Raw genomic sequence first — 23,429 nt, 5'->3', positions numbered from 1 at the left:
AGGGCATTGGCCATCAGGCACGCACCCCATCGAGGCCGCGCGCCATGCGGCGTTCCAGCGAACGCACGCCCCACGAGATGAGCAAAGCGAGGATGAAATAGATGATCAGGATGGTGGTGAACGGCACCAGGGTGTTGCCGGTCTGGGCGCGCACCACCTGCGCCTGGAAGGTCAGGTCGGTGAGCGAGATCAGCGACACCACGGCGGTCGCCTTGAGCAATTCGATGGCGTTGTTGCCGAAAGTCGGCAGCATCACCAGCAGCGCCTGCGGCAGAATGATGTGGCGCATGCCTTGCCATCGCCCGAGATTGAGCGCCGTGCAGGCCTCATACTGTTCGCGGCCGATCGACTGGATGGCACCGCGCACGACTTCGGCGGCGTAGGCGCCGACATTGAGGCCGAGCGCCAGCACGCCGGCCTGCAACGGCGTCAGCGAAATGCCGATGAAGGGCAGCACGAAATAGGCCCAGAACAACTGCACGAAGATCGAGGTGCCGCGGAAGAATTCGATGTAGGCGGTGGCCAGCGCGCGCAGCACGAAGAAACGCGACAGCCGCCCCATTCCGGCAAGAAAGGCCATGAGCAGTGCAAGCACCGACCCCATCAGCGTCAGCTCGATGGTGACAAGCGCTCCCTGCAATATCAGGCCGAAATAGCCGGACCATTGGGTCATCTGCGTTTATTATTCCACTTCATTTGCGGTTGTGCGGGGCAGCGGCGACAGCATCTTCTCCCGTTTTACGGGAGAGGATGCCGGCAGGCAGATGAGGGGCGGCGCGAACTTGCGAAGGTATGGCGCGGCCCCTCATCCGTCACTTCGTGATACCTTCTCCCCGTCGAACGGGGAGAAGGAAAAATCACTTCGCAGCGCAGAGCTTGTCGCGGCTGGTCGACATCGCCGCCGCCGCCGAGAAGCCGTAGGGCTCGATGATCTTGGCAAACTCGCCTGATTTCTTCATCTTGGCCAGTTCTACGTCGAAGGCGTCGCGCAGTGCCTCGTCGCCCTTCTTGAAGGCGGCGCCGTCGCAATAGACCGGTGCGCCCTGCACCGGAGCGATGACTTCGAGGTTCGGATCGTTGGCCTTCTTGACCAGATCATTGATCGACAGGACGGGCAGCGAATAAGCATCGATGCGGCCGTCCTGAAGCATCTTCACGCCGCTCTGGCCATCCGGCACGACGATGACGCGATCGCGTGGCACGCCGGCATTGAGCGCGAGCTTCTCCTCGGTGCCGCCGCCCGGCGCGCCGATGGTCGCGGTCGTATCCTTGGCGACATCCTCATAGCTCTTGAAGCCCTTCGGATTGCCCTTCTTCACCAGCATTGCCTCGGCGTCGCACAGCACGGGTTCCGAATAGGCAACCGCGGCACAACGCTCCGGCTTCATGAACAGGCCGGCGGTGACGACATCGAAGCGACCGGCCTGCAGGCCGGGGATCATGGCGCCATATTCGGAGATCGAAGCGGCGACGTCGGCGACGCCGAGCCGCTTGAATATCTCGCGGGCCACATCAGGCGCGGCACCCGAAACCTTGCCGTCGGCGGCGACCGCCGTATAGGGCGGCTCGTTGGCGATGGCGAGACGAGCGAAGCCTTGCGCCTTGAGCTGTTCGAGCTTGCTGTCGTCGGCCGAACCGGGGATCGAGGCGGCCAGCACCGCCGTCAGTGCAAGACCGGCAACGCCGGCCAAAATGCCAAGTTTCTTCATTGTTCCCAACTCCTTGTTTCTTGTCTTGCTTTGTTACGGGGCGGCCCTCGCCACCTCGGGACGACTTCGTCGCCCTGGGCATTGCGGTCAGACGCGGTGTCCGGCCGCGATGATCTTCTTCAGGAAACCTTGCGTGCGCTCCTGCTTGGGATTGCGGAAAATCTCGTCCGGTTTGCCTTCCTCGACGATCCTGCCGCGGTCGAAGAACAGCACCCGGTCGGCGAAATCATGGGCAAAGCCCATCTCGTGGGTGACCAGCAGCATGGTCATGTCGGTCTCGGCGGCGAGCTTGCGCATGACGTTCATCACCTCCTCGACCAGTTCTGGATCGAGCGCCGACGTCACCTCGTCGAACAGCATGATCTTTGGCGACAGCGCCAGCGCCCGGGCGATCGCCACGCGCTGCTTCTGGCCACCGGAAAGCTGCGCCGGCATGTTCTTTGCCTTGTCGGCCATGCCGACCATTTCGAGCAGTTCCATCGCCCGCTTCTCGGCGGCGGCACGCGGCGTGCCCTTGGTCAGCATCGGCGCCAGGGTGACATTGTCCATGACGCATTTGTGCGGAAACAGGTTGAACAGCTGGAACACCATGCCGATCTTCTGGCGCATCCTTGTCAGATGCCGCTCATCGGCCGGCAGCAGCTGGCCGTTTCGTTCCATGTGGTAGAGCTGCTCGCCGTCGATCTGGATATGCCCGCCATCGATGCGCTCAAGCGTCATCAGGATGCGCAGGATCGTCGTCTTGCCCGAACCCGACGGGCCGATCAGTGCCAGCTTCTCGCCGGGCATGACCTGCATCGACAGGCCGTCCAGCACCTTGAAGCTGCCGAAGCTCTTCGAGATGCCGTCGATCTTGATGATGGGCGCTGATGCGGACAAATAAATTCCCCGTGCTGGAGAAGCCTGTGTCCCTTAACGATGCGGAACGCGCCAAATCATGTCAATTGGGAAAATAATATCATGACAATTATTCTGATACCGCACAATTTCCGAGCAAATCCGGCCTAGATAGCGAGCAGCAGATGTTCCGGATCGCCAAGCAAAAGCTTGGTGACAACGCCGAGGCCGGCGCGCAGTTCCCCCTCGGTGGTCGAACCCAGCGAGATACGTACCGCCGGATGCCACGGCGCAGCCGAAATACGGAAGGATGTGCCAGGAGCAATCGCCACGCCCTGCAACCGGGCCTGGGCGACGAAACTTTCCTCGGCGCGATCGGCTGGCAGTTGCAGCCAGACATGCAGCCCGTCGCGCCGGGCGCGATAGTCGACCCCCGCCAGCACTTGCGCTGCAATATCCTGCCGGCGTCGCAAAGCCGCGCGCTGCCAATGGACAAGCTCCATCGCCGTGCCGTCGGTCACCCATTTGGTGGCGATCTCGGCCACCAGCGGTGTCGCCATCCAGTTCGACACCAGATGCCGGTTGGCGACGGCGGCGGCGTAGCGGTCGGGCGCGGCCAGATAGCCGATGCGCAGGCCGGGCACGGTGATCTTGGTGAAGGAGGTGACGTAGAGCGTGCGCTCCGGCGCGAACGCGGCAACCGGCGGCGGCCGATCTTCCACCAGCGGACCGAGCACATCGTTCTCGATGATGGCGATATCGTGCTTGCGCGCGACCGCGGCGATCTCTTCGCGCCGCCGCGCATCCATCAGCGTCGCCGTCGGGTTGATGACCGAGGGCTGCACGAAGACCGCGCGGATGTCGGAACGCCGGCAGGCCTCGTCCAGCGCTTCAGGAATCAAGCCGTTGTCGTCGATCGGCAGGCCTTCCAGGTTGAAGCCGAGATAGCGTGCCAACGGCACCAGAGTATGGTGGCCGATCGCCTCCGTGGCGACCGTCGAGCCCGGCGGCGCGACGCTCATCAGCGCCACCGTCATGCCGGCGGTGGCGCCGTTGGTCAGGCTGATGTTCTGCGCGGAGGTGTCGAGCCCGCACAGTCTCAACCATTCGACCGCCACCGCGCGGTGGCGGGGGAACACCATGTTGGGGCGGAACGACAGCGCTGAACTCGACGGCAGGTTCTCAGCCAGCCAGCCCAGTGCCTGCTTCAGCCGCTCCAGATGCATCGGCTCGCAGACCGGCTTCAGGATCGACAGATCGATGACTTCGCCCAGCCGCTCCGGCAGATAGGGCGGCTCCGGCTCGCGGCGCTGCGTCTGGACGAAGCTGCCGCGGCCGATCTCACCCGATATCAGGCCGCGCCGGATCAGTTCCTCATAGGCGCGGCTGACCGTCTGCACCGACAGCTTGAGGTCGTCGGCCAGCCGCCGATGCGTCGGCAGTCGTGCGCCATTGGCAAGGCGCCCGTCATGGATGGCGCGCGCGAACTGGTCGGCCAGCGACTGATAGGCCGGCCGCCGGATCAATGCGGGATCGGGTTGCCACAATGTCATGACTTATTAGAGATCGAAATCAGTGCAATTGACAATCGAAATAATGCGCCTTCATGGTGCGGTGGACGAAAAAGTGGACGCCGATGACATCAGCCAAACTCGACCCGATCGACCTGAAAATCCTCGACGCCATCCAGCGCGACGGACGCATCACCAAGCTGGCGCTGGCCGAGCAGGTCGGCCTGTCCCCGACGCCGTGCTGGATGCGGCTGCGCAAGCTGGAGAAGGCCGGGATCGTCTCTGGCTACCACGCCAGGATCGCCATGCGCGTCGTGGCACCGGTCGCCACCGTGCTGATGGAGGTGACGCTTGCCAACCACCGCCAGGCCGATTTCGACCGCTTCGAGCGCGTCATTCGCGATGTTCCCGAGATCGTCGCCTGCTGGTCTGTCGGCGGCGGCGTCGACTATGTGCTGAAGGTGATGGCGCGCGACATCGACGCCTATCAGCGGCTGGTCGATGGCTTGCTTGAACGCGAAATCGGCATCGATCGTTACTTCACCTACATCGTCACCAAGACGGTGAAGGACGAGATCGTGCTGCCGATTGCCGACCTGCTGCCGGTTTCGGCTTAAGGCCGGAGAGATCGTCTGTCGGGGCGCCACAATAGAGAGAGTCTCTCTATTTCAAGGCATCCAAACAGCCTCTCTGTCTGCATCGGACGGATAGTCTTCCCGCATCAGTCCGAACCGGGAGGCTTTGACCATGTCCGCGCATTTCGCCCGCTCGCATCGCCACGAAGCGCTCGACCGCCTGACCGATCGCCGGCTGCTGCGTGAACTCGCCTATGTCGATGGTCACTGGACGGCGAGCGAGGCCGCCGAAAGCTTCGAGGTCACCGATCCGGCCACTGGCACCACCGTTGCTTTCGTCGCCGCGCTCGATGGCGGGCAGACGACAAAGGCGATCGATGCCGCCGCGCGTGCCTTCCCGGCGTGGCGGGCGCTGTTGCCGCAGGAGCGCTCGAAAATCCTGCGAAAATGGTTCGAGCTGATCATTGCCGCGAAGCAAGACCTCGCTCTGCTGATGACGCTGGAACAGGGCAAGCCATTGCAGGAATCGCTGGGCGAGATCGATTACGCCGCCTCTTTCATCGAATGGTATGCCGAGGAAGCAAAACGCCTGAACGCCGAGAGCGTCACCAGCCATCTGCCGAACGCCGAGATGATGGTGCGGCGTGAGCCGCTCGGGGTCGTCGGTGTCGTCACGCCGTGGAATTTTCCGTCGGCGATGCTGACCCGCAAGGCAGCCGCCGCCCTTGCCGCCGGCTGCACCATCGTTGCGCATCCGTCCTCGGAAACACCGCTGTCGGCGCTGGCGCTGGCCGAACTCGGCGAACGCGCCGGCCTGCCCGCCGGCGTCTTCAACATCGTCACCGGCAAGGCTTCGACGATTGTCGGCCGGATGTGCGAAGATCCGCGCGTCCGCGCCATGAGTTTTACCGGCTCGACCGAGATCGGCAGGCTGATCGCCGCGCAAAGTGCGCCGACCATGAAGCGGCTGGTGATGGAGCTAGGCGGCCACGCGCCGCTGATCGTCTTTGCCGATGCCGATCTGGACAAAGCGGTGGGCATTGCCATCGACGCCAAGTTCGCGACGTCGGGCCAGGACTGCCTCGCCGCCAACCGCATCTATGTCCAGCGTCCGATCTACGATCGGTTCTGCGCCGCCTTCGCCAAGCGCATCGAGACGCTGCGGACCGGCAATGGCCTGGCCGAGAAGATCGACATCGGGCCGCTGATGCATGAGCGCGCCATCAAGAAGGTGGAGGAGCAGGTCGCAGACGCGCTGACCCATGGCGCGCGCTGCCTCACCGGCGGCAAGCGACATCAGGCTGGCCCCCTGTTCTACCAGCCGACGTTGCTGGCCGATGTCACCGACGAAGCACTGATCATGCGCGAGGAGACGTTTGGTCCGGTGGCCGCCGTAACGCCTTTCGACAGCGAGGATGAAGTGATTGCCCGCGCCAACGCCACCGAATATGGCCTCGTCGCCTATGTCGTGACCGAGAACGGCGCCCGCCAGCAGCGCATGGGCCGCGCGCTCGACTACGGCATGGTCGCCATCAACCGCGTCAAGATCACCGGCGCCCCGATCCCGTTCGGCGGCGTCAAGCAATCCGGCATTGGGCGCGAAGGCTCGCGCCACGGGCTCGAAGCCTTTACTGACATCAAGTATCTCTGCCTGGATGTGGCCTAGACCCCACCCGGACCTTTCAAGGAGTCAAAAGAATGCTCGACCAGTCCAACGAACTCGCCGCCTGGGATCGCGACCACTTCTTCCATCCCTCGACCCATATGGGCACGCATGCGCGCGGCGAGAGCCCGACCCGCATCATGGCCGGCGGCGAAGGCGTCACTGTCTGGGACAACAATGGCAGGAAGAGCCTCGACGCCTTCGCCGGCCTCTATTGCGTCAATGTCGGCTACGGCCGGCAGAAGATCGCTGACGCCATCGCCACCCAGGCGAAGAACCTCGCCTACTACCACGCCTATGTCGGCCACGGCACCGAGGCCTCGATCACGCTTGCCAAGATGATCATCGACCGCGCGCCGCAAGGCATGTCGCGGGTCTATTTCGGCCTCTCCGGTTCGGATGCCAACGAAACCAACATCAAGCTGATATGGTACTACAACAATGTGCTCGGCCGGCCGGAGAAGAAGAAGATCATTTCGCGCTGGCGCGGCTATCACGGCTCGGGCGTGATGACCGGTTCGCTGACCGGGCTCGACCTGTTCCACAACGCCTTCGACCTGCCGCGCGCGCCGATCCTGCATACCGAAGCGCCCTATTACTTCCGCCGCGCCGACCGCTCGATGAGCGAGGAACAGTTTTCGCAGCATTGCGCCGACAAGCTCGAGGAGATGATCCTGGCCGAGGGTCCGGAAACCGTCGCCGCCTTCATCGGCGAGCCGATCCTCGGCACCGGCGGCATCGTGCCGCCGCCCGCCTTCTATTGGGAAAAGATCCAGGCGGTGCTGAAGAAGTATGATGTGCTGCTGGTCGCCGACGAAGTGGTGACGGGCTTCGGCCGGCTGGGAACCATGTTCGGCTCCGACCATTACGGCATCAAGCCGGACCTGATCACCATCGCCAAGGGCCTGACCTCGGCCTATGCGCCGCTGTCGGGCGTCATCGTCGCCGACAAGATGTGGCAGGTGCTGGTTGACGGTTCCGACAAGCTCGGTTCGCTCGGCCATGGCTGGACCTATTCGGCGCATCCGATCTGCGTCGCCGCCGGCGTCGCCAATCTCGAACTGATCGACGAGATGGACCTGGTGACAAATGCCCGCGAGACCGGCGCCTATTTCCGCGCCGAGCTGGCCAAGGCAGTCGGCGGCCACAGGAATGTCGGCGACGTGCGCGGCGACGGCATGCTGGCGGCGGTCGAATTCGTTGCCGACAAGGACGACCGGGTGTTCTTCAACGCTTCGCTCAAGATCGGACCGCAGGTGGCGACGGCGCTTGCCGCAAGCGGTGTCATCGGCCGCGCCATGCCGCAGGGCGACATTCTGGGCTTCGCGCCGCCGCTCTGCCTGACCCGCGAAGAAGCCGACATCGTCGTTTCGAAGACCGCCGATGCGGTGAAGAGCGTGTTTGCCAATCTCTGAGATCGACTATGAATGCCATGACCAGAACTCTCCCCGCCACCATGGCCGCCGTGCTGCTCACAGGGCACGGCGGACCGGAAAAACTCGTCTACCGCAAGGATGTGAAAGTGCCCGCGCCTGCTCCTGGTGAAGTGCTGGTCAAGGTCAGCGCCTGCGGGATGAACAACACCGATGTCTGGGTGCGCCAGGGCGCCTATGGCACGGAAGAGGATGCGGCTGCCGTGTCGACATGGCGGCGCCAGGGCAATACTCTGAGCTTCCCCCGCATCCAGGGCACCGACACTGTCGGCACCGTCGCCGCCGTCGGCGAAGGTGTGTCGCCGGACCGTATCGGCGAACGGGTGATGGTCGATTTCTCGATCTACAATCGCGACGACGATTCACTCGCCGACATCGACTATATGGGCCATGGTCGCGATGGCGGCTACGCCGAATATCAGGCCGTGCCGGCCGAGAATGCTCATGTCGTCGATACCGAGCTGACCGACGTCGAACTCGCCACCTTCTGCTGCGCCTATCTCACCGGCGAGCAGATGCTGGAGCGCGCCGCGCTCAAGGCCGGCGAGCGCGTGCTGGTTACCGGCGCCTCGGGCGGCGTCGGTTCGGGCATCGTGCAATTGGCGCGAGCGCGCGGCGCCATTCCCTATGCTGTCGTCGGCAAGGGCAAGGAGCAGGCGGTGCGCGACATCGGCGCCGAGGCTGTCATCACCCGTGGCGTTGCCGACCTGCCGCAAGCCGTGAACGAGGCGACCGGCGGTCAGCCGATCGACGTGGTGGCCGACCTCGTCGGCGGCGCTATCTTCAATGACCTGTTGCGTATTCTCAGGCCCGAGGGCCGCTACACCACCGCCGGCGCGATCGCCGGTCCGGTCGTGCAGCTCGACCTCAGGACCATGTATCTGAAGCAGTTGCAGCTGCATGGCTCGAGCCAGGGCACACGCGCCGATTTCCGCCGCATCGTCGGATACGTCGAAGCGAAGAAAATCCGGCCGCTGGTCGGTGGCGTCTACAAGCTCTCCGATTTCCACCATGCGCAAGCGGATTTCATCGCCAAGGATTTCGTCGGCAAGCTGGTGGTGGTGCCGGATGCCATGTGGGGTTCGGCTGGCTGAAATAACCCGGTTATGCCTCAACCATTTTGAGCCGCCCGCAGCAGCATCCCGAACAGGTCGCGCGGCTCGTCGGGGTCGGCCAGCATGTCGAGTTCCTGGTAGAGGCCGGTCGACTTCAGCTGATCCCTGACATAGCGCAGCGCCGAAAAATCCTCGATGGCGAAGCCGACCGAATCGAACAGCGTGATCTGGGTGGGATCGCGCCGGCCTTGCACGGCGCCTGACATCACTTGCCACAGCTCGGTCACCTCATGATCCGGTGCAAGCTGCTGGATCTCGCCCTCGATACGGGTCTGCGGCGGATATTCGACGAAGATGTCGGAACGCAGCAGGATGTCGCGGTGCAGTTCGGTTTTCCCTGGACAGTCGCCGCCGACCGCGTTGATGTGCACGCCGGAGCCGACCATGTTGTCGGTGAGAATGGTGGCGTACTGCTTGTCGGCGGTGACGGTGGTGATGATGTCAGCCCCTTCGACCGCCTCCTGCGCGGTGCCGCAGGCCACCATGTCAAAGCCGAGACCGGCGAGATTGCGCATGCATTTTTCGGTGGCCGAGCGGTCGATGTCGTAAAGCCTCAGCCTGTCGACGCCGAGCAGCGCCTTGAAGGCCACCGCCTGGAATTCGGCCTGGGCGCCGTTGCCGATCAGCGCCATGCAGCTGGAGCCGGCCGGCGCAAGGTGTTTGGCAGCCAGAGCCGACATCGCCGCCGTGCGCAGCGCGGTCAGGATGGTCATCTCCGACAACAGCACCGGGTAGCCATTGTGGACATCGGCGAGCATGCCGAAAGCCGTCACCGTCTGGCGGCCCTCGCGCATGTTCTTGGGGTGGCCGTTGACATATTTGAAGCCGTAGACCTCGCCGTCGCTGGTCGGCATCAGTTCGATGACACCCTCGGCGCTGTGCGAGGCGACGCGCGGTGTCTTGTCGAACAGGTCCCAGCGGCGGAAATCATCCTCGATGTAACCGGCGAGTTCGACGAGGAAGCACTCGACGCCGATCTTCAGCACCAGCTTCATCATATGATCGACGCTGACGAAGGGAACGATGTTGAGATTGGGAATCATTTTTTCTTGTCCTTGCCGCATGCAGGCGATCAGTCCTGGCAATGCGCGTTGTGCGCCTTCATCATCGTTGCCAGCGCCGGATCAGCTTGCTCCAGCACCCTGATGGCTCCGCCTGTGTCGCAGAGGCGCTCATCCTGCCCCATCTTGAACTTGGCTTCGAGCCGCCCGATCGGCAGGTCAAACCCTATGATACCAGGTATGCGCCGTTCCATGCCGCCTGGCCCCAGCTCGCGCATGCGCCAGCGATCGTCGCGATCCTTTTCCAGCATGTCGACAAGCTGCAAGAGATGTTTTGCGGTGGCGTGATCGTCGAGCGGAACCGGATGCCCATGGCAATGCACGACGGCAAAGTTCCAGGTCGGCGCGCTGTCGCGCACCGGGTTGCGTGGATACCAGGACGGCGAGATGTAGCCATGCGGGCCATGGAAGATAGCCACCGTCTCCCTGCCCTCGGCAATCAGCGCGCTGTGCGGATTAGCCTTGGCGAGATGCGAGACCAGCGTTCCGTTTTCACCGCGCATGCGATCGAGCACGAAGGGCAGATGCGAGACGACAAGGCCCTGCGGTCCCGCTGTCACCACCGTCGCGAAGGCCGCGTCTTCGATCAGGCCGAACACCTCGTCGCGCGACAGCGGCGCAAATTCAGGCTTGCTGTACATAGATCAGCTTCGTTGGGCGCGGACCGCCGGGATCAGGCCTTGCGGGCGAACCAGCAGCACGGCGATGACACCCGACAGCACAATGGCGTCGCGATAGGGCGCGATCGCTCCCGGCAATGTCGCTTGCAACAGCACCTCGATGATGCCGAGCAGGAAGCCGCCGGCGACAGCACCGGGCAAGCTGCCGAGCCCGCCGACGACGGCGGCGATGAACGCCTTCAGCACCGGCGTGAAGCCCATCAGCGGATCGACCGAGGCGCGCTGCGCCACCCACAGCATGGCCGCCAGCCCGGCGAGCAGGCCGGAGAGCAGGAAGGCGGTGGCGATGATGCGGCTGGCCGGAATGCCCATCAGGCGCACGACGTCGAAATCTTCCGCCGCGGCGCGCATCGCCGTGCCTGTCACTGAGCGGCGCAGGAAGACTTCCAGTGCAATCAGCGCCAGTGCCGAGAAGACGATGGAGATGCTGGGACCAACGCCGATGGTGAAATCGCCGAAAGAGAAGGCGCCGGTCATCCAGCGGGGCATGGCGACAGCCTGCGGCCGCGCCGAGATGCCGTTCTGGAAGACGACCTTCAGCAGGCTGGAGACAGCAAAGCTGGTCAACAGCAGGCTGGTGACGCTGGCCCCACGCATCGGCCTAAACGCGATGCGCTCCATGGCGACAGCGGCGAGCGCGCCGCAGGACACGGCGACAAGCACCGCCACCGGGAAGGGAAAGCCAAGCACCAGCGAGGCCAGGAGCGCATAGCCCGACAGCGTCATCAGCTCGCCATGGGCGAAGTTGATGAGGCCGACGATGGAAAAGACGATCGCCAGCCCGAGCGCCAGCAGCGCATAGACGCCGCCGAGGCTCACCGCATTGATGATCTGCTGCGCGATCATGCTTCTCAAGCTCCCAGATAGGCCTGGCGGACGAGGTCCGAGGAGGCGAGTTCTTTTGCCGTGCCCGACAGCACCACCTCGCCATTGGCGAGCACGACGGCGCGGTCGGCTATCTCGAGCGCCAGCGCCACATTCTGTTCGACCAGAAGGATGGTCAGGCCCTTGCGGCGCAGTTCGGCGATCAGGTCGAAGACGGTGTCGATCAGTTGCGGGGCAAGGCCGAGCGACGGCTCGTCGAGCAGGATCATGCGCGGCTTGCCCATCAGCGCGCGGGCGATGGCCAGCATCTGCTGTTCGCCGCCCGACAGATTGCCGCCCTTGACGCGGTGGTAGCGGCGCAGGATCGGGAACAGCTCCAGCATCTCCTCCTCGCGCAGCCGCGCCTCGGCCGCCGGCTGATGCACCGCGCCGCCGAGACGCAGATTGTCGGCCACCGTCAGGCTGGCGAAGATACGGCGGCCTTCCGGCACCAGCGCGACGCCATTGCGGGCGATCGCCTCCGGCGCCAGACCGGTGATGTCGGCACCGTCGAAGATCACCTTGCCGGACGCCGCCGGCACCAGCCCGGCGACGGCACCGAGCGTCGAGCTCTTGCCGGCACCGTTGGCGCCGACCAGCGCGATGATCTCGCCGCTGTCGACGGTGAGGTCGACGCGTCGCACCGCCTCGACTTCGCCGTACCGGATTTTCAGGGCTTCAACGCTCAGCATGACATCACGGTGCGGGAACGTCGGCGGCTTCAGGGATCAGGGTCTCGACATGCTTGCCCTCGCCGCCCTCATAGCGCATCAGCGCCACTGGCCGCAGCGGCATGCGGTCGGTGCCGGCATAGGTGATCTTGCCGGTGATGCCTTCGAAATCCTTGAGGCCGGCGATGGCGTCGCGGATCGCCTTCGGATCGTCGGAACCGGCCGTCTTGACCGCCTGGTCGAGGATCAGGCCGATCTCGTAGCCATTGACCTCATAGGTCGATTCCGGTGCGTGGCCGGCATATTTGGTGAAGGCGGCGTTGAAGGCCTCGAGCTTGCTGCCCGGCTCGGCATAGCCGGCCGCGGTGTAGACGACGCCGTCGACCAGTTTGCCGAGCGCCTTGATGGTCGGCGTGCCGATAGCATCGGCGCCATAGACCGGGATGATGACGCCGGCGCCGCGCAATTGCTGGATGAAGGCCGGGAAATCCGGCTCATAGGCGGCCGTCATGATCAGGTCCGGCTTATCGGCCAGGCCCTTGATGTTGGTGATCTCGGCGGAAAAATCGGGCTGGCCCATGCTGAAGGTGCCGCGACCGACAATGGCGCCGCCCTTCTTCTCGAACACCTTGCCGAAATATTCCGGCAGATTGGCGGTGTAGGTGGAATCCGGCGAAGTCAGCAGGAACACCTTCTTCTTGCCTTCGGAGACGGCGAAGTCAGCGACCGCCGTCGCTTGCACATTGTCGGCCGGATAGGTGCCGAACATGACGTCGCCGACCGCGCCGGTGAGCACCGGAGCCGAGCCGCACAGCGTCAGGGTCGGAATGCCGAGCGGCTGGGTCAGCTGGCCGGCGGAAATCGAGGGATCGGCATCGCACGGCGTGATCATGATCTTGGCGCCGGCATCGATCAGCTCCTGGGCGACGGTGGCGGTCTGCGCGGTGTCGGAGCGGGTGTCCTTGATCAGCAGCTTGACGGTGTATTTGCCGCCGAGCCCGCCCTTGGCGTTGAGCTCGTCGAGCGACATGCGCAGGCCGGCGAGTGCCGGCTGGTCGTAGGGAGCAAGGCCGCCGGTCTGCGCGGTCGCGGCACCGATGATGATCTCCTCGGCGCGGGCCGTCGAAATGGCGGCGAGGCCGAACACGGCCGCGCACAGAGCGGCGCGATGGAGGCGATAGAGGCTTGGCATGTCGGTTCTCCTTCTGGATTTTCTTATGGTTGGCTGTCATTGCGGGTCATGCGGTCTGGTCTACAGGCGTTGCGGTCTTGGCACGCGCCGTGCGGCTGCCGAGATAGGCGGCGATGACAGCGGGGGTTTTCTGGACATCGCTCGGCGTGCCGTCGGCGATGACGCGGCCATGATCGATGACGACGATGCGTTCGCACAGCTTCATCACCAGCCGCATGTCGTGCTCGATCAGCACCACGCCGATGCGGCGCTCCATGCGAACCGTCGACAGGATGGAGACCAGTTCGGCGGTCTCGACGGCGTTCATGCCGGCGGCCGGCTCGTCGAGCAGCAGGAAGCGCGGCTTCAACGCCAGGGCGCGCGCCACTTCGAGCCGGCGGCGCTGGCCATAGGCGAGCCTGGCGGCCGGCTGATCGGCGAATCTCTCCAGCCCCATGCGCGCAAGCTCGCCCATTGCCGCAGCCTCGGCATGGCCAAGATCAGGTTCCACCTGGCGTGCGGCGACGACGACATTTTCGAGCACCGTCATGTGCGGGAAAACGCGGATGTTCTGGAAGGTGCGGGCAACGCCGGAGCGGGCGAAGCGGAAGGCCGAAGCCTGCCGGACCACGCCACCCACCGACACGGTGCCGGCACTTGGCTGGACATCGCCGGCCAGCATGTTGAGCAGCGTCGTCTTGCCGGCGCCGTTGGGGCCGATGATGCCGGTGATGCTGTCGGTCTGGAAATTCAGGCTGACGTCGTCGACGGCGACGACGCCGGCATAGCGGCGCGACAGGTGCTCGGCGATTAGCCGGTCACTCTCGACATGTTGCGGAGGTGCCGCCGGAGCCGTCACGGCCTGGCGTCCGGGCCGGCGCAAAAGATTGAGCTCGCGTTCGCCGAACAGACCGGTCGGGCGTCGCCAGATGACCAGGATCATGGCAATGGCGAGCACGCCCTGGGTCAAGCCGAACAGCACAGGCAGATGCAGGCCGAGCACTTCGCCGCCGCCTTCGAAGCGGCGCACCACTTCGACCAAAACGATGGTGACGATGACGCCGGCGAAAGCGCCGAGCGACGAGGTCATGCCGCCGACGATCAGCATGGCAAGCATGGTGAAGCCTAGGTCGAAATAGAAATCGCGCGGCGAAAACGCGCCAAGGAATTGCGCCATCATGGCGCCGGCGGCCATGGCGGCGACGACGCCCGCCACCCAGGCGGCCAGACGCGCCGTGCGCTGGTCGACGCCGACGGCGGCCGCACCGCGCTCGTCATTGGCGGCGGCGCGGGCAGCAAGGCCGAAGGAGGTTTCGCGAAACAGCCTCGCCGCCACCAAAGCCAACGAAGCGACGGAGGCGGCGGTCCATAGCCCGACCTCGCGCGGCACACCGTAAAAGGGTTGGCTGCCGCGGGTGATCTCGCGCCCGGCGACCAGCAGGGTGTAAACGATGATCAGCATGGCAAGCGTGGCGATCGAGGCGCTCGATCCGGAAAGCCTGAGCAGCGGCGTACCGGTCAGCAGGCCGACGACAACCGCCAGAGCCAGGACGACGGCCAGCGCCGCGAGGAAGGACAGTTGATGGCCGGCGAGGAATTGCGGCAGCTCGCGCAGCGCCGTTCGCTGCAGTGCGGTCGGCATGGTGAGAATGCCGGTCGCATAGGCGCCGAGGCCGACAAAGGCCGCCTGGCCGAACGAGACGATGCCGCTGTTGCCGGAGAATATCTGCAGGCCGAGCACCGCCGTCAGCATGATCGCGGCATAGGTGACGACGCGTTGCATGGCGGCGCCGCCGAAGATGAAGGCGGCAAGCGCCACCAGCAGCAGCACTGCCACCATGCACAAGGCATCGGCCGTGGCGTTGCGAAACGCGGCCGGCATGAAGCCGCGGAGCTTGCTCTCGCTGATCGTCACCGACGCCATCACGCGGCCTTCAAACGGCTGGGCGAAAACGGCGCCAGGATCGGTTGCGCGCCTTCGGTGACCAGCCTGGCCACCGCCTCGCCGACGGCCGGCCCGGTCTTGAAGCCGTGGCCGGACGACCCCGCCGAAACGACCAACCCTTCAACCCCAGGCATGGGTCCGATAACCGGCAGATCGTCGGGGCTCATATCGTAGAGACCGGCATAGCCGGGCCGGATGCCAAGTTCGGCCATGGCCGGCACTCGGGTAGCGAAGGTCTCCAGGATCTCGACCGATTCCTGCTCTTCGACACCTTCCATGTAGGTGTCGGGATTTTCGACAAAGCGCGGACGGCCCGCATGTTCGTGGCGCAGGCCGGTGCCGCCGCCGGCCCAGGTGCCGGCCAGGATGACGCCGTCATTGTCGGGTCGTGCATAGTTGCAGGAAATGTCGTCGCACCAGGCGAAAGGCATGACCTGCCTTGCCTTGCCGGCGGCGTCGAGCACGGCCATCGGATGGCGCTCGACATGCAGCGGCAGATCGAGGCCGACCGTCGCCAGCAGCCGGCGCGTCCATGGCCCGGCGGCCAGGACGACCGTATCGGCCTCCAGCATCGTTCCATCGGTCAAGGTGACGCCGGTGATGCGGTCGCCCTGCCGCTGGAGGCTCTCGACCAACGTGTTCTGCATGATCCTGGCACCACTGGCGCGGGCGGCACGGGCGATGGCATTGGTGGCGCCGAAGGCATCGGCATAGCCATATTCGGGTTCCCACAGCGCCAGCGCGACATTGTCCAGCGCAAAGCCCGGTGCCGCGTCGGCAAAGGCCCGCGGCGACAATGTCTCGATGCGCGCGCCCTCGCCGCGGATGCGTTCGGCTGCCGCCGTCCAACTCACCTTGTTGTCGTTGCCGCAGACCCACATCATGCCGATTTCGGTGACAAAGGACCCTTCGCCAGCGATTTCCGGCAGCGACACCAGTATCTCGCGGCCACGGATGGAAAGCTGTGACAGTTCCGGCATCAGGTAGAAGGCGTGCAGCAGCGCCGACGATTTGCCCGACGGGCCGCCGGCGGGATGGGTCTGCTCGACCAGCGTGACCTTCACACCGGCCTTGGCCAGATGATAGGCGGCGCTCGATCCGACAATACCCGCACCGACGACGATGACGTCGCTTCCATTTCGCATGGCTGTTCCCCACAGTCTCTTGGCTGCTTTCCGACAAGGTAGGGCCGGCGACCACGCAATGTCAACATCTCTTCATTCTTGACCGAGATTTAAATCTCTGTAATAAACCCGACAGAACAAGAGAACACGGATTTCCGGGGAGGCCGATGGCGATACGCGATGTTCTGATGCGCGGGGATCTCACGCTGACGCCGTCGGAGGAGAAGATCGTCCGGCTGCTGTTGACGGACTATCCGACCTCCGGCCTCGGCACCGCCTCTTCGCTCGCCCGGCGCGCTGGCGTCAGCGATCCGACCGTGGTGAGGCTGGTCGTCAAGCTCGGCTATGACGGGTTTCCGGATTTCCAGGCGAAGCTTCTGGCCGAAGTCGAGGCAAGACTGCACTCGCCGCTGCTGATGATGGAGGCCAAGCGGCAGAGCGGTTCCAACGACAGCGCCGTGCTGGCCTACCTTGATAGCGTCACCACGGCCTTGCAGAAAGCCACCGCCGCGACCCCCGTCCAGACATACGAGCGGGCGGCCCGCCTGCTGATGGAGGTCAAGGGGGAGATTGTCATGGTTGGCGGCCGGTTCAGCCGTCACATCGCCGGCATGTTGGCCGGCTATCTCGTGCAGTTTCGCTCCGGGGTTCGCGATCTCGGCGTGCTCTCTCCGCAGACCTTCGACACGCTGGCCGACCTCGGCCGCCGCGACGTGCTCGTCGTCTTCGACTATCGCCGCTACCAGCTCGATGTGATGGCCTATGCAAGACAGGCGGCGGCGCTCGATGTTCGCATCGTCCTGTTCACCGACCAATGGCTGTCGCCGATATCGGATCTCGCCGAAGTCACCATCGTCAGCCCGCTCGAAGTCGCCTCGCCCTACGACACGCTGGCGCCGGCGATCGCACAGATGGAAGCGCTGGTCGCCCATATCGTTTCGACGCTGGGCGACGAGGGCCGCGCCCGCATCGAGCGACTCGAAAAAGTTCGGCATGCCAATGCCGTGACACTCGACAGCGACCCGCAAGAGAACGGCGCGCGCAAGACACCCGGCCCCCGCAAGACGCCGGGACCCAAATCAGCAAAGCAGGACGACAAAGCATGACCCAGGCCCTACCCAAGCGAGACGAAGCCTTCCGTGCCGGCGAAACGGCACTGCTGCTCGTCGACATGCAGCGCATCTGGCTGGAGCCGGGCGCCGATCCGTCGCATCCGGAGCGCGGCCCCGATCATTATTTCTATCGGCAGACATCCTCGCGGACGATCCCCAACCAGGAGCGCTTGCTGGCGGCGGCGCGGGCCAATGGGGTCGAGGTGCTGCACACCATCATCCAGAGTCTGACCGAAGACGGCCGTGACCGCTCGCTCGACCACAAGCTGACACCGATCCATGTTGCCCCCAGCCTCCCCGAGGGACTGCCGGTGGCATCGCTGGCGCCGGTTGGCGACGAGATCATGCTGCCGAAGACGTCGTCGGGCATCTTTAATTCGACCAATGCCGACTATCTCCTCAAGAACCTCGGCATCCGCTATCTCGTCGTGGTCGGCGTGCTGACCGATCAATGCGTCGACATGGCGGTGCGCGACGGCGCCGACCGCGGCTATCTTGTCACCTGCGTATCGGATGCCTGCGCCACCATCACCCAGGAACGGCACGACATCGCGCTCAAGGCCTTCGGCGGCTACTGCTGGGTGGCCGACACCGACACGGTCGTCGACCGCTTCAACGCTTTGGGAAAACCGGCATGACATCGACTGTCGAGCCTCTGGTTGCCGTCGTCACCACGGATCTCTCCGCCGTCACGCGGGGCCGTTTCGTTGCTGAAAGCAAGTTGCAGAAGACCGCCACGACCGGCGTCGGCTGGCTGCAGGCCAATCTGTCGCTGACGCCGTTCAACTCGATCGTCGATCCCAACCCCTGGGGCTCGTCGGGCGACCTGCGGCTGATCCCCGATCTCAAGGCGCGCTTTCGCACGACACGCACCGGATCGGCGACGCCATTCGACATGGTTGCCGGCGACATCGTCGAGCTCGACGGCAGCCCGTGGCTCGGCTGCACCCGCACGATGCTCAAAGACGCGTTGGCCGATTTGAAAGCCGCAACCGGCCTGTCAGTCATCGCCGCCTTCGAGCATGAATTCAATGTTGCCAATGGCGGCTTCGCACCGGCACATTCGATGTCTTTCGCCGCACTGCGCCGCGCCGACCCGTTTGCGCCCAATTTGATGGCGGCGCTCGAGGAAGCCGGCGTCGCGCCCGAAGTGGTCATCGCCGAATTCGGCGACGAGCAGTTCGAGGTGACGCACGAACCGGCGGACGCGCTGACGGCGGCCGACCGCGCCGTCGCCATCCGCGAAATCACGCGCGAGTTGGCGCGCAATGCCGGCTGGCGTGCGAGCTTCGCCCCCAAGACAGCGCCGAATGCCGTCGGCAACGGCGTCCATATCCATTTCAGCTTCGTTGACGAGGCCGGCAAGCCGGTGACTTACGATCCGGCGCAATCCGGCGGCCTTTCCGCCAAAGCCGGCGCCTTCTGCGCCGGCGTGCTGCGTCATCTGCCTGGCATCACCGCCATGACGGCGTCGAGCGTGTCGTCTTACTACCGGCTGAAGCCGCACAGCTGGAGCTCGTCCTACACCTGGCTTGCCGACCGCGACCGCGAGGCATCCTTGCGCATCTGTCCGACCGTGACGATGGGCGGACGCGATCCGGCGCGGCAATACAACATCGAATACCGGGCGGCGGATGCCACCGGCAATCCCTATCTGTCGCTGGCGGCGATCATCCGCGCCGGGCTGGAAGGGCTGAAGGCGGGCCTGCCGTCGCCACCTTTGGTCACCGGCGACCCGACACTGATGAGCGAGGCGGAGCGGGCAAGTCTCGGTCTGGTGCGCCTGCCCGAAACCCTGCCCACGGCACTGGATGCGTTGCTGGCCGACGGCACCGTGACAGGATGGTTCGCGCCTGTCTTCATCGAAACCTTCGTCGGCCTCAAGCAACATGAAGCCGAGCGTCTTGCCGGTCTCGATCCGGCCTCCATCTGCGATCTCTACCGGACGCTCTATTGATGACCGCACAGACCGAAAAAGATTGGCCCGAGGCCGTCGAGGTCCTCAACGAGCACGGCCGTTCCGATATCGTGCTGTTGTGCGAGCATGCGTCCAACCACATGCCAGCCGAATATCGGCAGCTCGGCCTCGATGCCCACCATCTGCAGCGCCACATCGCCTGGGATATCGGCGCCGCCGAAGTGACCCGCTTGCTGTCGTCTAAGCTCGATGCTCCGGCCTTCCTCAGCGGTTATTCGCGGCTGCTGATCGACCTGAACCGGCCGCTTCATAGCCAAGGCAGCATTCCGGTGCTGTCGGAAGACACCGACATTCCCGGCAATGTCGGCATCGACGCGACGGAGCGGACCCGGCGTGCCGAGATCATCTTTTCGCCGTTTCATGACCGGGTGACCGCCCATCTCGATGGCCGGGCACAGGCAGGCCGGCAGACACGGATCGTGACGATCCATTCCTTCACGCCGGTCTTCCTCGGTGTCAGCAGGCCCTGGCATGCCGGCGTGCTGCATGACCATGCAAGCGGTCTCGCCGAAGCAATCCTTTCGGGCCTGCGCACCGACGCCGGGCTCAATGTCGCGGCCAACGTGCCCTATGTGATCAGCCGCGACGCCGACTACGCCGTGCCCATCCATGGCGACGATCGCGGCATCGCCGCCGTCCTCGTCGAGATCCGGCAGGACCTTTTGTCGACACGGTCCGGCATCGAGGAATGGGCGGACCGGCTGGCGGCGGCACTGCCTGCACTCGAGACGGAAACCGTGTCGTGAGCAAACTAAGCCTGCGCGAGCGCGACGCCGCGACCATCGCCCGGATCGGCAAGCTGCGTTTCTCGCCGCTCAGCGTCATCGGCGGCCGCGGCAACCGGCTGATCGAGGAAGGCGGCCGCTCCTTGCTCGACCTATCGGGATCGGCCGGTCCGGCGGTGCTCGGCTACGGCCATCCGGCTCTTGTCGAAGCAGTCGAGACGTCGGTCCGCGACATGGCCGGAGCCAGCCTGCTGCTCTACCCCAACGAGCCCGCCGTATCGCTGGCGGAGCGGCTGCTGGCAATCGCGCCCGGAGAAGGCGAGCGGCGTGTCTGGTTCGGCCACTCCGGGTCCGACGCCAATGACTGCGCGGTGCGCGTGCTGCAGGCGGCCACCGGCCGTTCGCGCTTCATCTCGTTCATCGGCTCCTATCACGGCAATCTCTCCGGCTCGATGGGCATCAGCGGCCATACCGCCATGACCCACACACTGCCCCGACCAGGCGTGCTTCTGTTGCCCTATCCCGATCCGTACCGCCCGAATTTCAGCAGCGAGGACGTGCTTGCGCTGCTCGACTACCAGTTCGAGACCACCTGCCCGCCGCATCAGGTCGCGGCGGTGTTCATCGAGCCGTTGATGTCGGACGGCGGACTGATCGTGCCGCCGCCCGGCTTTCTCAAGGCATTGCAGGAGCGTTGCCGCAAGCACGGCATCAAGATTGTCGTCGACGAGGTCAAGGTCGGGCTCGCCCGCAGCGGCATGATGCACTGCTTCCAGCATGAAGGACTGACGCCGGACCTCGTCGTCTTCGGCAAAGGGATCGGCGGTGGCTTGCCGTTGTCGGCAGTGATCGGCCCTAAGGAGATCATGGACCATGCGCCGGCCTTCGCGCTGCAGACGACCGCAGGCAACCCGGTGGCGACATCGGCCGGCAACGCGGTGCTGAAGACGATCGAGACGGACGGCCTGGTCGAGCGCTCGGCGCGGATCGGCGTGCTGTTTTCCGACGCGCTGCGAGACCTTGCCGCCAGGCATGAGATCATCGGTGACGTGCGCGGGCGCGGCCTTGCCATCGGCGTCGACCTGGTCAAGGACCGTGCGACACGTGAACCGGTTGCGGCGACGACCACGGCCAAGATCATCTATCGCGGCTATGAGCTGGGTGCGGCCTTCACCTATGTCGGGCTGAAGGCGAATGTGCTGGAGTTCATGCCGCCGCTGACGCTGACCCAGGACGAGGTGGCGGAGGGCGTGGCAATCGTCGACCAGGCGATCGCCGACGTGAATGCCGGCAAGGTCTCGGATGCGGACGTCGCCTCCTTCATGATGTGGTGAACAGAAAGGCGGTGGCGACCAGCCCGATGTGCTCGGTGACGGCGGCGAGCGCCGACAAAAGCGTGAACGGCTCGAACGAGGTGACCGTGTGACTGCGCCGCAGCGCCTCGATCGGCATGTTGAGAACCGCCAGATGGTCGGCCATGAAGAAGGCGTCGAACTTCGCCGCCTCCAGGGTCTGGGCGAAACGCTTCAGATGCGAGAAATTGAAATTGGCGTCGGCATAGGCACCCGGATAGCGCCAGGCGCCGGTGTGCAGGCTGACGGGGCGCATGAAGGCGCCGAGGTGCAATTGTTTTTGTGTCATGAAAGTCGTTCCGACCGATCGATACGGTCGAGCACAGTGCTCGAATCCTTACCTCAGGATCGGACAGTACGCCCGGCTCGGGAAGGTATTCTGTTTCGTCACATCAGGCTTTTGCAGCATGTCAGTTTTGGGCCCGATCTCGGGACAAAAAATGGCCGGGCTCGAATGCGGCCCGGCCAAAAGAAGGTCAAAACCTTCAGAGGGGAACACCGTCCAGCGGAATGGGAGGAAACCGCCGAACGATTTTGCCTTTTTGGGCGTATTTCGAAGCCTTGGCGACGAATAGTATTCCAAAAAAATATGAAACAGCAAAAATCCGTGCGCCGCTGACCTCACGAACCAGGCGTTCCGGTCTCGAGCAGATCGGCATAGTGGCGGCTTGCAACGTCGGGATGCGACCGAAGGCGGCTTTTAAGCACATTGGTGCCAACGTCTCGAAACAGTGGATTGTCCGGATCGCTCGCCGGTCCGCGTGCTTCGGCCGCCAGTTCTTCAGGCAGACTGAGCAGCGGTATGGTCGCATCGAGCCGCGCGCTGAAGAAAAAGGGAACCGAAATCCGCTCGACGCCGGCAGGCGGCGTCACGACGCGGTGCACGGTGGCCCGCAGATATCCATTCGATGCCAGTTCGAGCAGTTCGCCGATGTTGACGACCAGCGTTCCAGGCAGCGGATCCACATTCACCCAGCTCCCGTCATATTCGACCTGCAGCCCCTTGTTGTCGTCCTGCAGCAGCAGGGTCAGGAAACCGCCATCCTTGTGCGCGCCGACGCCCTGGTCGCCTTCTGTCGCGTCACGGCCGGGATAACGCACGATCTTCATGCGATGGTTGGGCAAGTCCCGGTAGATCGAATCAAAAGCGTCCTCGGGCTGATCGAGCGACAGCGCGAAGGCTTTCAGCAGCCGGATCGCCACCGCAGTCGCCTTGGCCTGCCAGGCAAGCAGCGCCGGCTTGAGTTCCGGCAGTGCCGACGGCCATTGGTTCGGCCCTTGCAGCCGTGTCCAGGGCGCAATTCCAGGCCCTTGCGCTATGGGCTGGCGCTCGACGCCGATGTCGAGCTGCTCACGCCAGTCGGCGGCGCCCTTGGTCAGTTCGCCGCCGGCGCGAGTGTAGCCGCGAAATTGCTGGGATTTGACCATTTCGATCGCCAGCTTGTCGGCCTCCGGCAGCGCGAAGAACCGGCGCGATGCATCAAGCACGTCGTCGATCTCCAAGGCCGAAATTCCGTGGCCGCTGAGGTAGAAGAAGCCGACGTCCCGAGCCGCCGTGCGCAGGTCCAGGAGAAAGGTGCGATGCTCGGACGCACCTTGTTCGAGACGGCTCAGATCAAGCACCGGCACAATTCTGGGCATGGTCAGGTTCCTTCTTTTCTCTGCCTTGGCTTAGGAGAAGTAGAAGCGACCACCGGCAAGAGCTTCGAGCATGAATGCATCTCAAAGTGACACGTAAGGCGTGCCGATCAAAGCAACAGGAAGTCCAATCCGGCCCGAATGGAAGAACGTCAGCGCTGCATATTGTGAACTGCCGGCAAATAATTTCCCGACACGTGCTTTACCCGTCACGTCGTGGGCCGCACTTTCCAGTGCGACATCGTATAAGTCACAGCGGAAGCGG

The 23,429-nt window shown here is 64.4% G+C and carries 21 protein-coding genes and 1 pseudogene; 9 read left to right on the top strand and 13 right to left on the bottom strand.

Annotation, left to right across the window (positions count from 1 at the left end; genetic code table 11):
- Positions 1–13: 13 nt before the first annotated feature.
- The 4 genes from ehuC to LB558_RS23965 all read right to left on the bottom strand — a co-directional run bounded on the left by ehuC (position 14) and on the right by LB558_RS23965 (position 4,099).
- On the bottom strand, positions 14–673 hold the full coding sequence (ehuC, locus tag LB558_RS23980; protein WP_127254758.1) for an ectoine/hydroxyectoine ABC transporter permease subunit EhuC: 660 nt from the start codon (positions 671–673) through the stop codon (positions 14–16).
- Between the two features lie 184 nt (positions 674–857).
- On the bottom strand, positions 858–1,709 hold the full coding sequence (ehuB, locus tag LB558_RS23975; protein ID WP_127254757.1) for an ectoine/hydroxyectoine ABC transporter substrate-binding protein EhuB: 852 nt from the start codon (positions 1,707–1,709) through the stop codon (positions 858–860).
- A gap of 87 nt (positions 1,710–1,796) precedes the next feature.
- Positions 1,797–2,588, bottom strand: coding sequence for an ectoine/hydroxyectoine ABC transporter ATP-binding protein EhuA (gene ehuA / locus LB558_RS23970; RefSeq protein ID WP_127254756.1), 792 nt, complete (start codon positions 2,586–2,588; stop codon positions 1,797–1,799).
- Positions 2,589–2,713: 125 nt separating this feature from the next.
- Positions 2,714–4,099, bottom strand: coding sequence for a PLP-dependent aminotransferase family protein (locus LB558_RS23965; protein ID WP_224699815.1), 1,386 nt, complete (start codon positions 4,097–4,099; stop codon positions 2,714–2,716).
- An 83-nt stretch (positions 4,100–4,182) separates the two neighbouring features.
- On the opposite strand from LB558_RS23965, the gene LB558_RS23960 reads away from it, so the two are divergent.
- From LB558_RS23960 to LB558_RS23945, 4 genes are all read left to right on the top strand, one after another.
- A complete protein-coding gene (locus tag LB558_RS23960) occupies positions 4,183–4,674 on the top strand; it encodes an Lrp/AsnC family transcriptional regulator (RefSeq protein WP_224699814.1) in 492 nt (163 codons plus the stop codon).
- Positions 4,675–4,804: 130 nt separating this feature from the next.
- Positions 4,805–6,298 carry an NAD-dependent succinate-semialdehyde dehydrogenase gene (locus LB558_RS23955; protein WP_224699813.1) on the top strand — a complete coding sequence of 498 codons (1,494 nt, stop codon included), beginning with the start codon at positions 4,805–4,807 and terminating at the stop codon, positions 6,296–6,298.
- A gap of 32 nt (positions 6,299–6,330) precedes the next feature.
- Positions 6,331–7,710: an aspartate aminotransferase family protein gene (locus tag LB558_RS23950; RefSeq protein WP_224699812.1), complete on the top strand. Its 1,380-nt coding sequence runs from the start codon at positions 6,331–6,333 to the stop codon at positions 7,708–7,710.
- An 8-nt stretch (positions 7,711–7,718) separates the two neighbouring features.
- Positions 7,719–8,822, top strand: a complete 1,104-nt coding sequence (locus LB558_RS23945) for an alcohol dehydrogenase family protein (RefSeq protein WP_224699811.1) — start codon at positions 7,719–7,721, stop codon at positions 8,820–8,822.
- Between the two features lie 17 nt (positions 8,823–8,839).
- Here LB558_RS23945 and LB558_RS23940 read toward each other — a convergent pair whose 3' ends face one another.
- From LB558_RS23940 to LB558_RS23910, 7 genes are read right to left on the bottom strand one after another with little or no spacing between them, the layout of a single operon-like run.
- On the bottom strand, positions 8,840–9,886 hold the full coding sequence (locus tag LB558_RS23940) for an ornithine cyclodeaminase (RefSeq protein WP_224699810.1): 1,047 nt from the start codon (positions 9,884–9,886) through the stop codon (positions 8,840–8,842).
- 29 nt (positions 9,887–9,915) lie between these two features.
- Positions 9,916–10,545 (bottom strand): FMN-binding negative transcriptional regulator, encoded by a 630-nt coding sequence (locus LB558_RS23935; protein ID WP_224699809.1) that lies wholly within the window; start codon positions 10,543–10,545, stop codon positions 9,916–9,918.
- A gap of 3 nt (positions 10,546–10,548) precedes the next feature.
- Positions 10,549–11,430, bottom strand: a complete 882-nt coding sequence (locus LB558_RS23930; RefSeq protein WP_224699808.1) for a branched-chain amino acid ABC transporter permease — start codon at positions 11,428–11,430, stop codon at positions 10,549–10,551.
- Positions 11,431–11,435: 5 nt separating this feature from the next.
- On the bottom strand, positions 11,436–12,140 hold the full coding sequence (locus tag LB558_RS23925; RefSeq protein ID WP_224699807.1) for an ABC transporter ATP-binding protein: 705 nt from the start codon (positions 12,138–12,140) through the stop codon (positions 11,436–11,438).
- A 4-nt stretch (positions 12,141–12,144) separates the two neighbouring features.
- On the bottom strand, positions 12,145–13,311 hold the full coding sequence (locus tag LB558_RS23920; protein WP_224699806.1) for an ABC transporter substrate-binding protein: 1,167 nt from the start codon (positions 13,309–13,311) through the stop codon (positions 12,145–12,147).
- 46 nt (positions 13,312–13,357) lie between these two features.
- On the bottom strand, positions 13,358–15,214 hold the full coding sequence (locus tag LB558_RS23915) for a branched-chain amino acid ABC transporter ATP-binding protein/permease (RefSeq protein ID WP_224699805.1): 1,857 nt from the start codon (positions 15,212–15,214) through the stop codon (positions 13,358–13,360).
- Positions 15,214–16,380: an NAD(P)/FAD-dependent oxidoreductase gene (locus tag LB558_RS23910; RefSeq protein WP_224699804.1), complete on the bottom strand. Its 1,167-nt coding sequence runs from the start codon at positions 16,378–16,380 to the stop codon at positions 15,214–15,216. The genes LB558_RS23915 and LB558_RS23910 overlap by 1 nt, the downstream gene beginning before the upstream one ends.
- A 146-nt stretch (positions 16,381–16,526) precedes the next feature.
- On the opposite strand from LB558_RS23910, the gene LB558_RS23905 reads away from it, so the two are divergent.
- The 5 genes from LB558_RS23905 to LB558_RS23885 are packed head-to-tail and all read left to right on the top strand — an operon-like array spanning position 16,527 to position 21,508.
- A complete protein-coding gene (locus LB558_RS23905; protein WP_224699803.1) occupies positions 16,527–17,465 on the top strand; it encodes a MurR/RpiR family transcriptional regulator in 939 nt (312 codons plus the stop codon).
- Positions 17,462–18,109 carry a cysteine hydrolase family protein gene (locus LB558_RS23900; RefSeq protein ID WP_127254743.1) on the top strand — a complete coding sequence of 216 codons (648 nt, stop codon included), beginning with the start codon at positions 17,462–17,464 and terminating at the stop codon, positions 18,107–18,109. The genes LB558_RS23905 and LB558_RS23900 overlap by 4 nt, the downstream gene beginning before the upstream one ends.
- Positions 18,106–19,428, top strand: a complete 1,323-nt coding sequence (locus LB558_RS23895; RefSeq protein ID WP_224699802.1) for a glutamine synthetase family protein — start codon at positions 18,106–18,108, stop codon at positions 19,426–19,428. Before LB558_RS23900 ends, LB558_RS23895 begins: the two co-directional genes overlap by 4 nt.
- On the top strand, positions 19,428–20,195 hold the full coding sequence (locus LB558_RS23890) for an N-formylglutamate amidohydrolase (protein ID WP_224699801.1): 768 nt from the start codon (positions 19,428–19,430) through the stop codon (positions 20,193–20,195). Before LB558_RS23895 ends, LB558_RS23890 begins: the two co-directional genes overlap by 1 nt.
- Entirely contained in the window at positions 20,192–21,508 is a 1,317-nt protein-coding gene (locus LB558_RS23885; protein WP_224699800.1) for an aspartate aminotransferase family protein, read from the top strand. The genes LB558_RS23890 and LB558_RS23885 overlap by 4 nt, the downstream gene beginning before the upstream one ends.
- 7 nt (positions 21,509–21,515) lie before the next feature.
- Here LB558_RS23885 and LB558_RS23880 read toward each other — a convergent pair.
- Positions 21,516–21,815: pseudogene (locus LB558_RS23880) on the bottom strand (LLM class flavin-dependent oxidoreductase); the annotation flags it as partial.
- Positions 21,816–22,147: 332 nt separating this feature from the next.
- Positions 22,148–23,167, bottom strand: a complete 1,020-nt coding sequence (locus LB558_RS23875; protein ID WP_224699799.1) for an isopenicillin N synthase family dioxygenase — start codon at positions 23,165–23,167, stop codon at positions 22,148–22,150.
- Positions 23,168–23,429: the final 262 nt, after the last annotated feature.

The organism is Mesorhizobium sp. CO1-1-8 (assembly GCF_020164875.1).
Taxonomy (GTDB): domain Bacteria; phylum Pseudomonadota; class Alphaproteobacteria; order Rhizobiales; family Rhizobiaceae; genus Mesorhizobium.
Note: the sequence above shows the minus strand (reverse complement) of the source record. Positions and strands in the feature narration are given on the sequence as shown.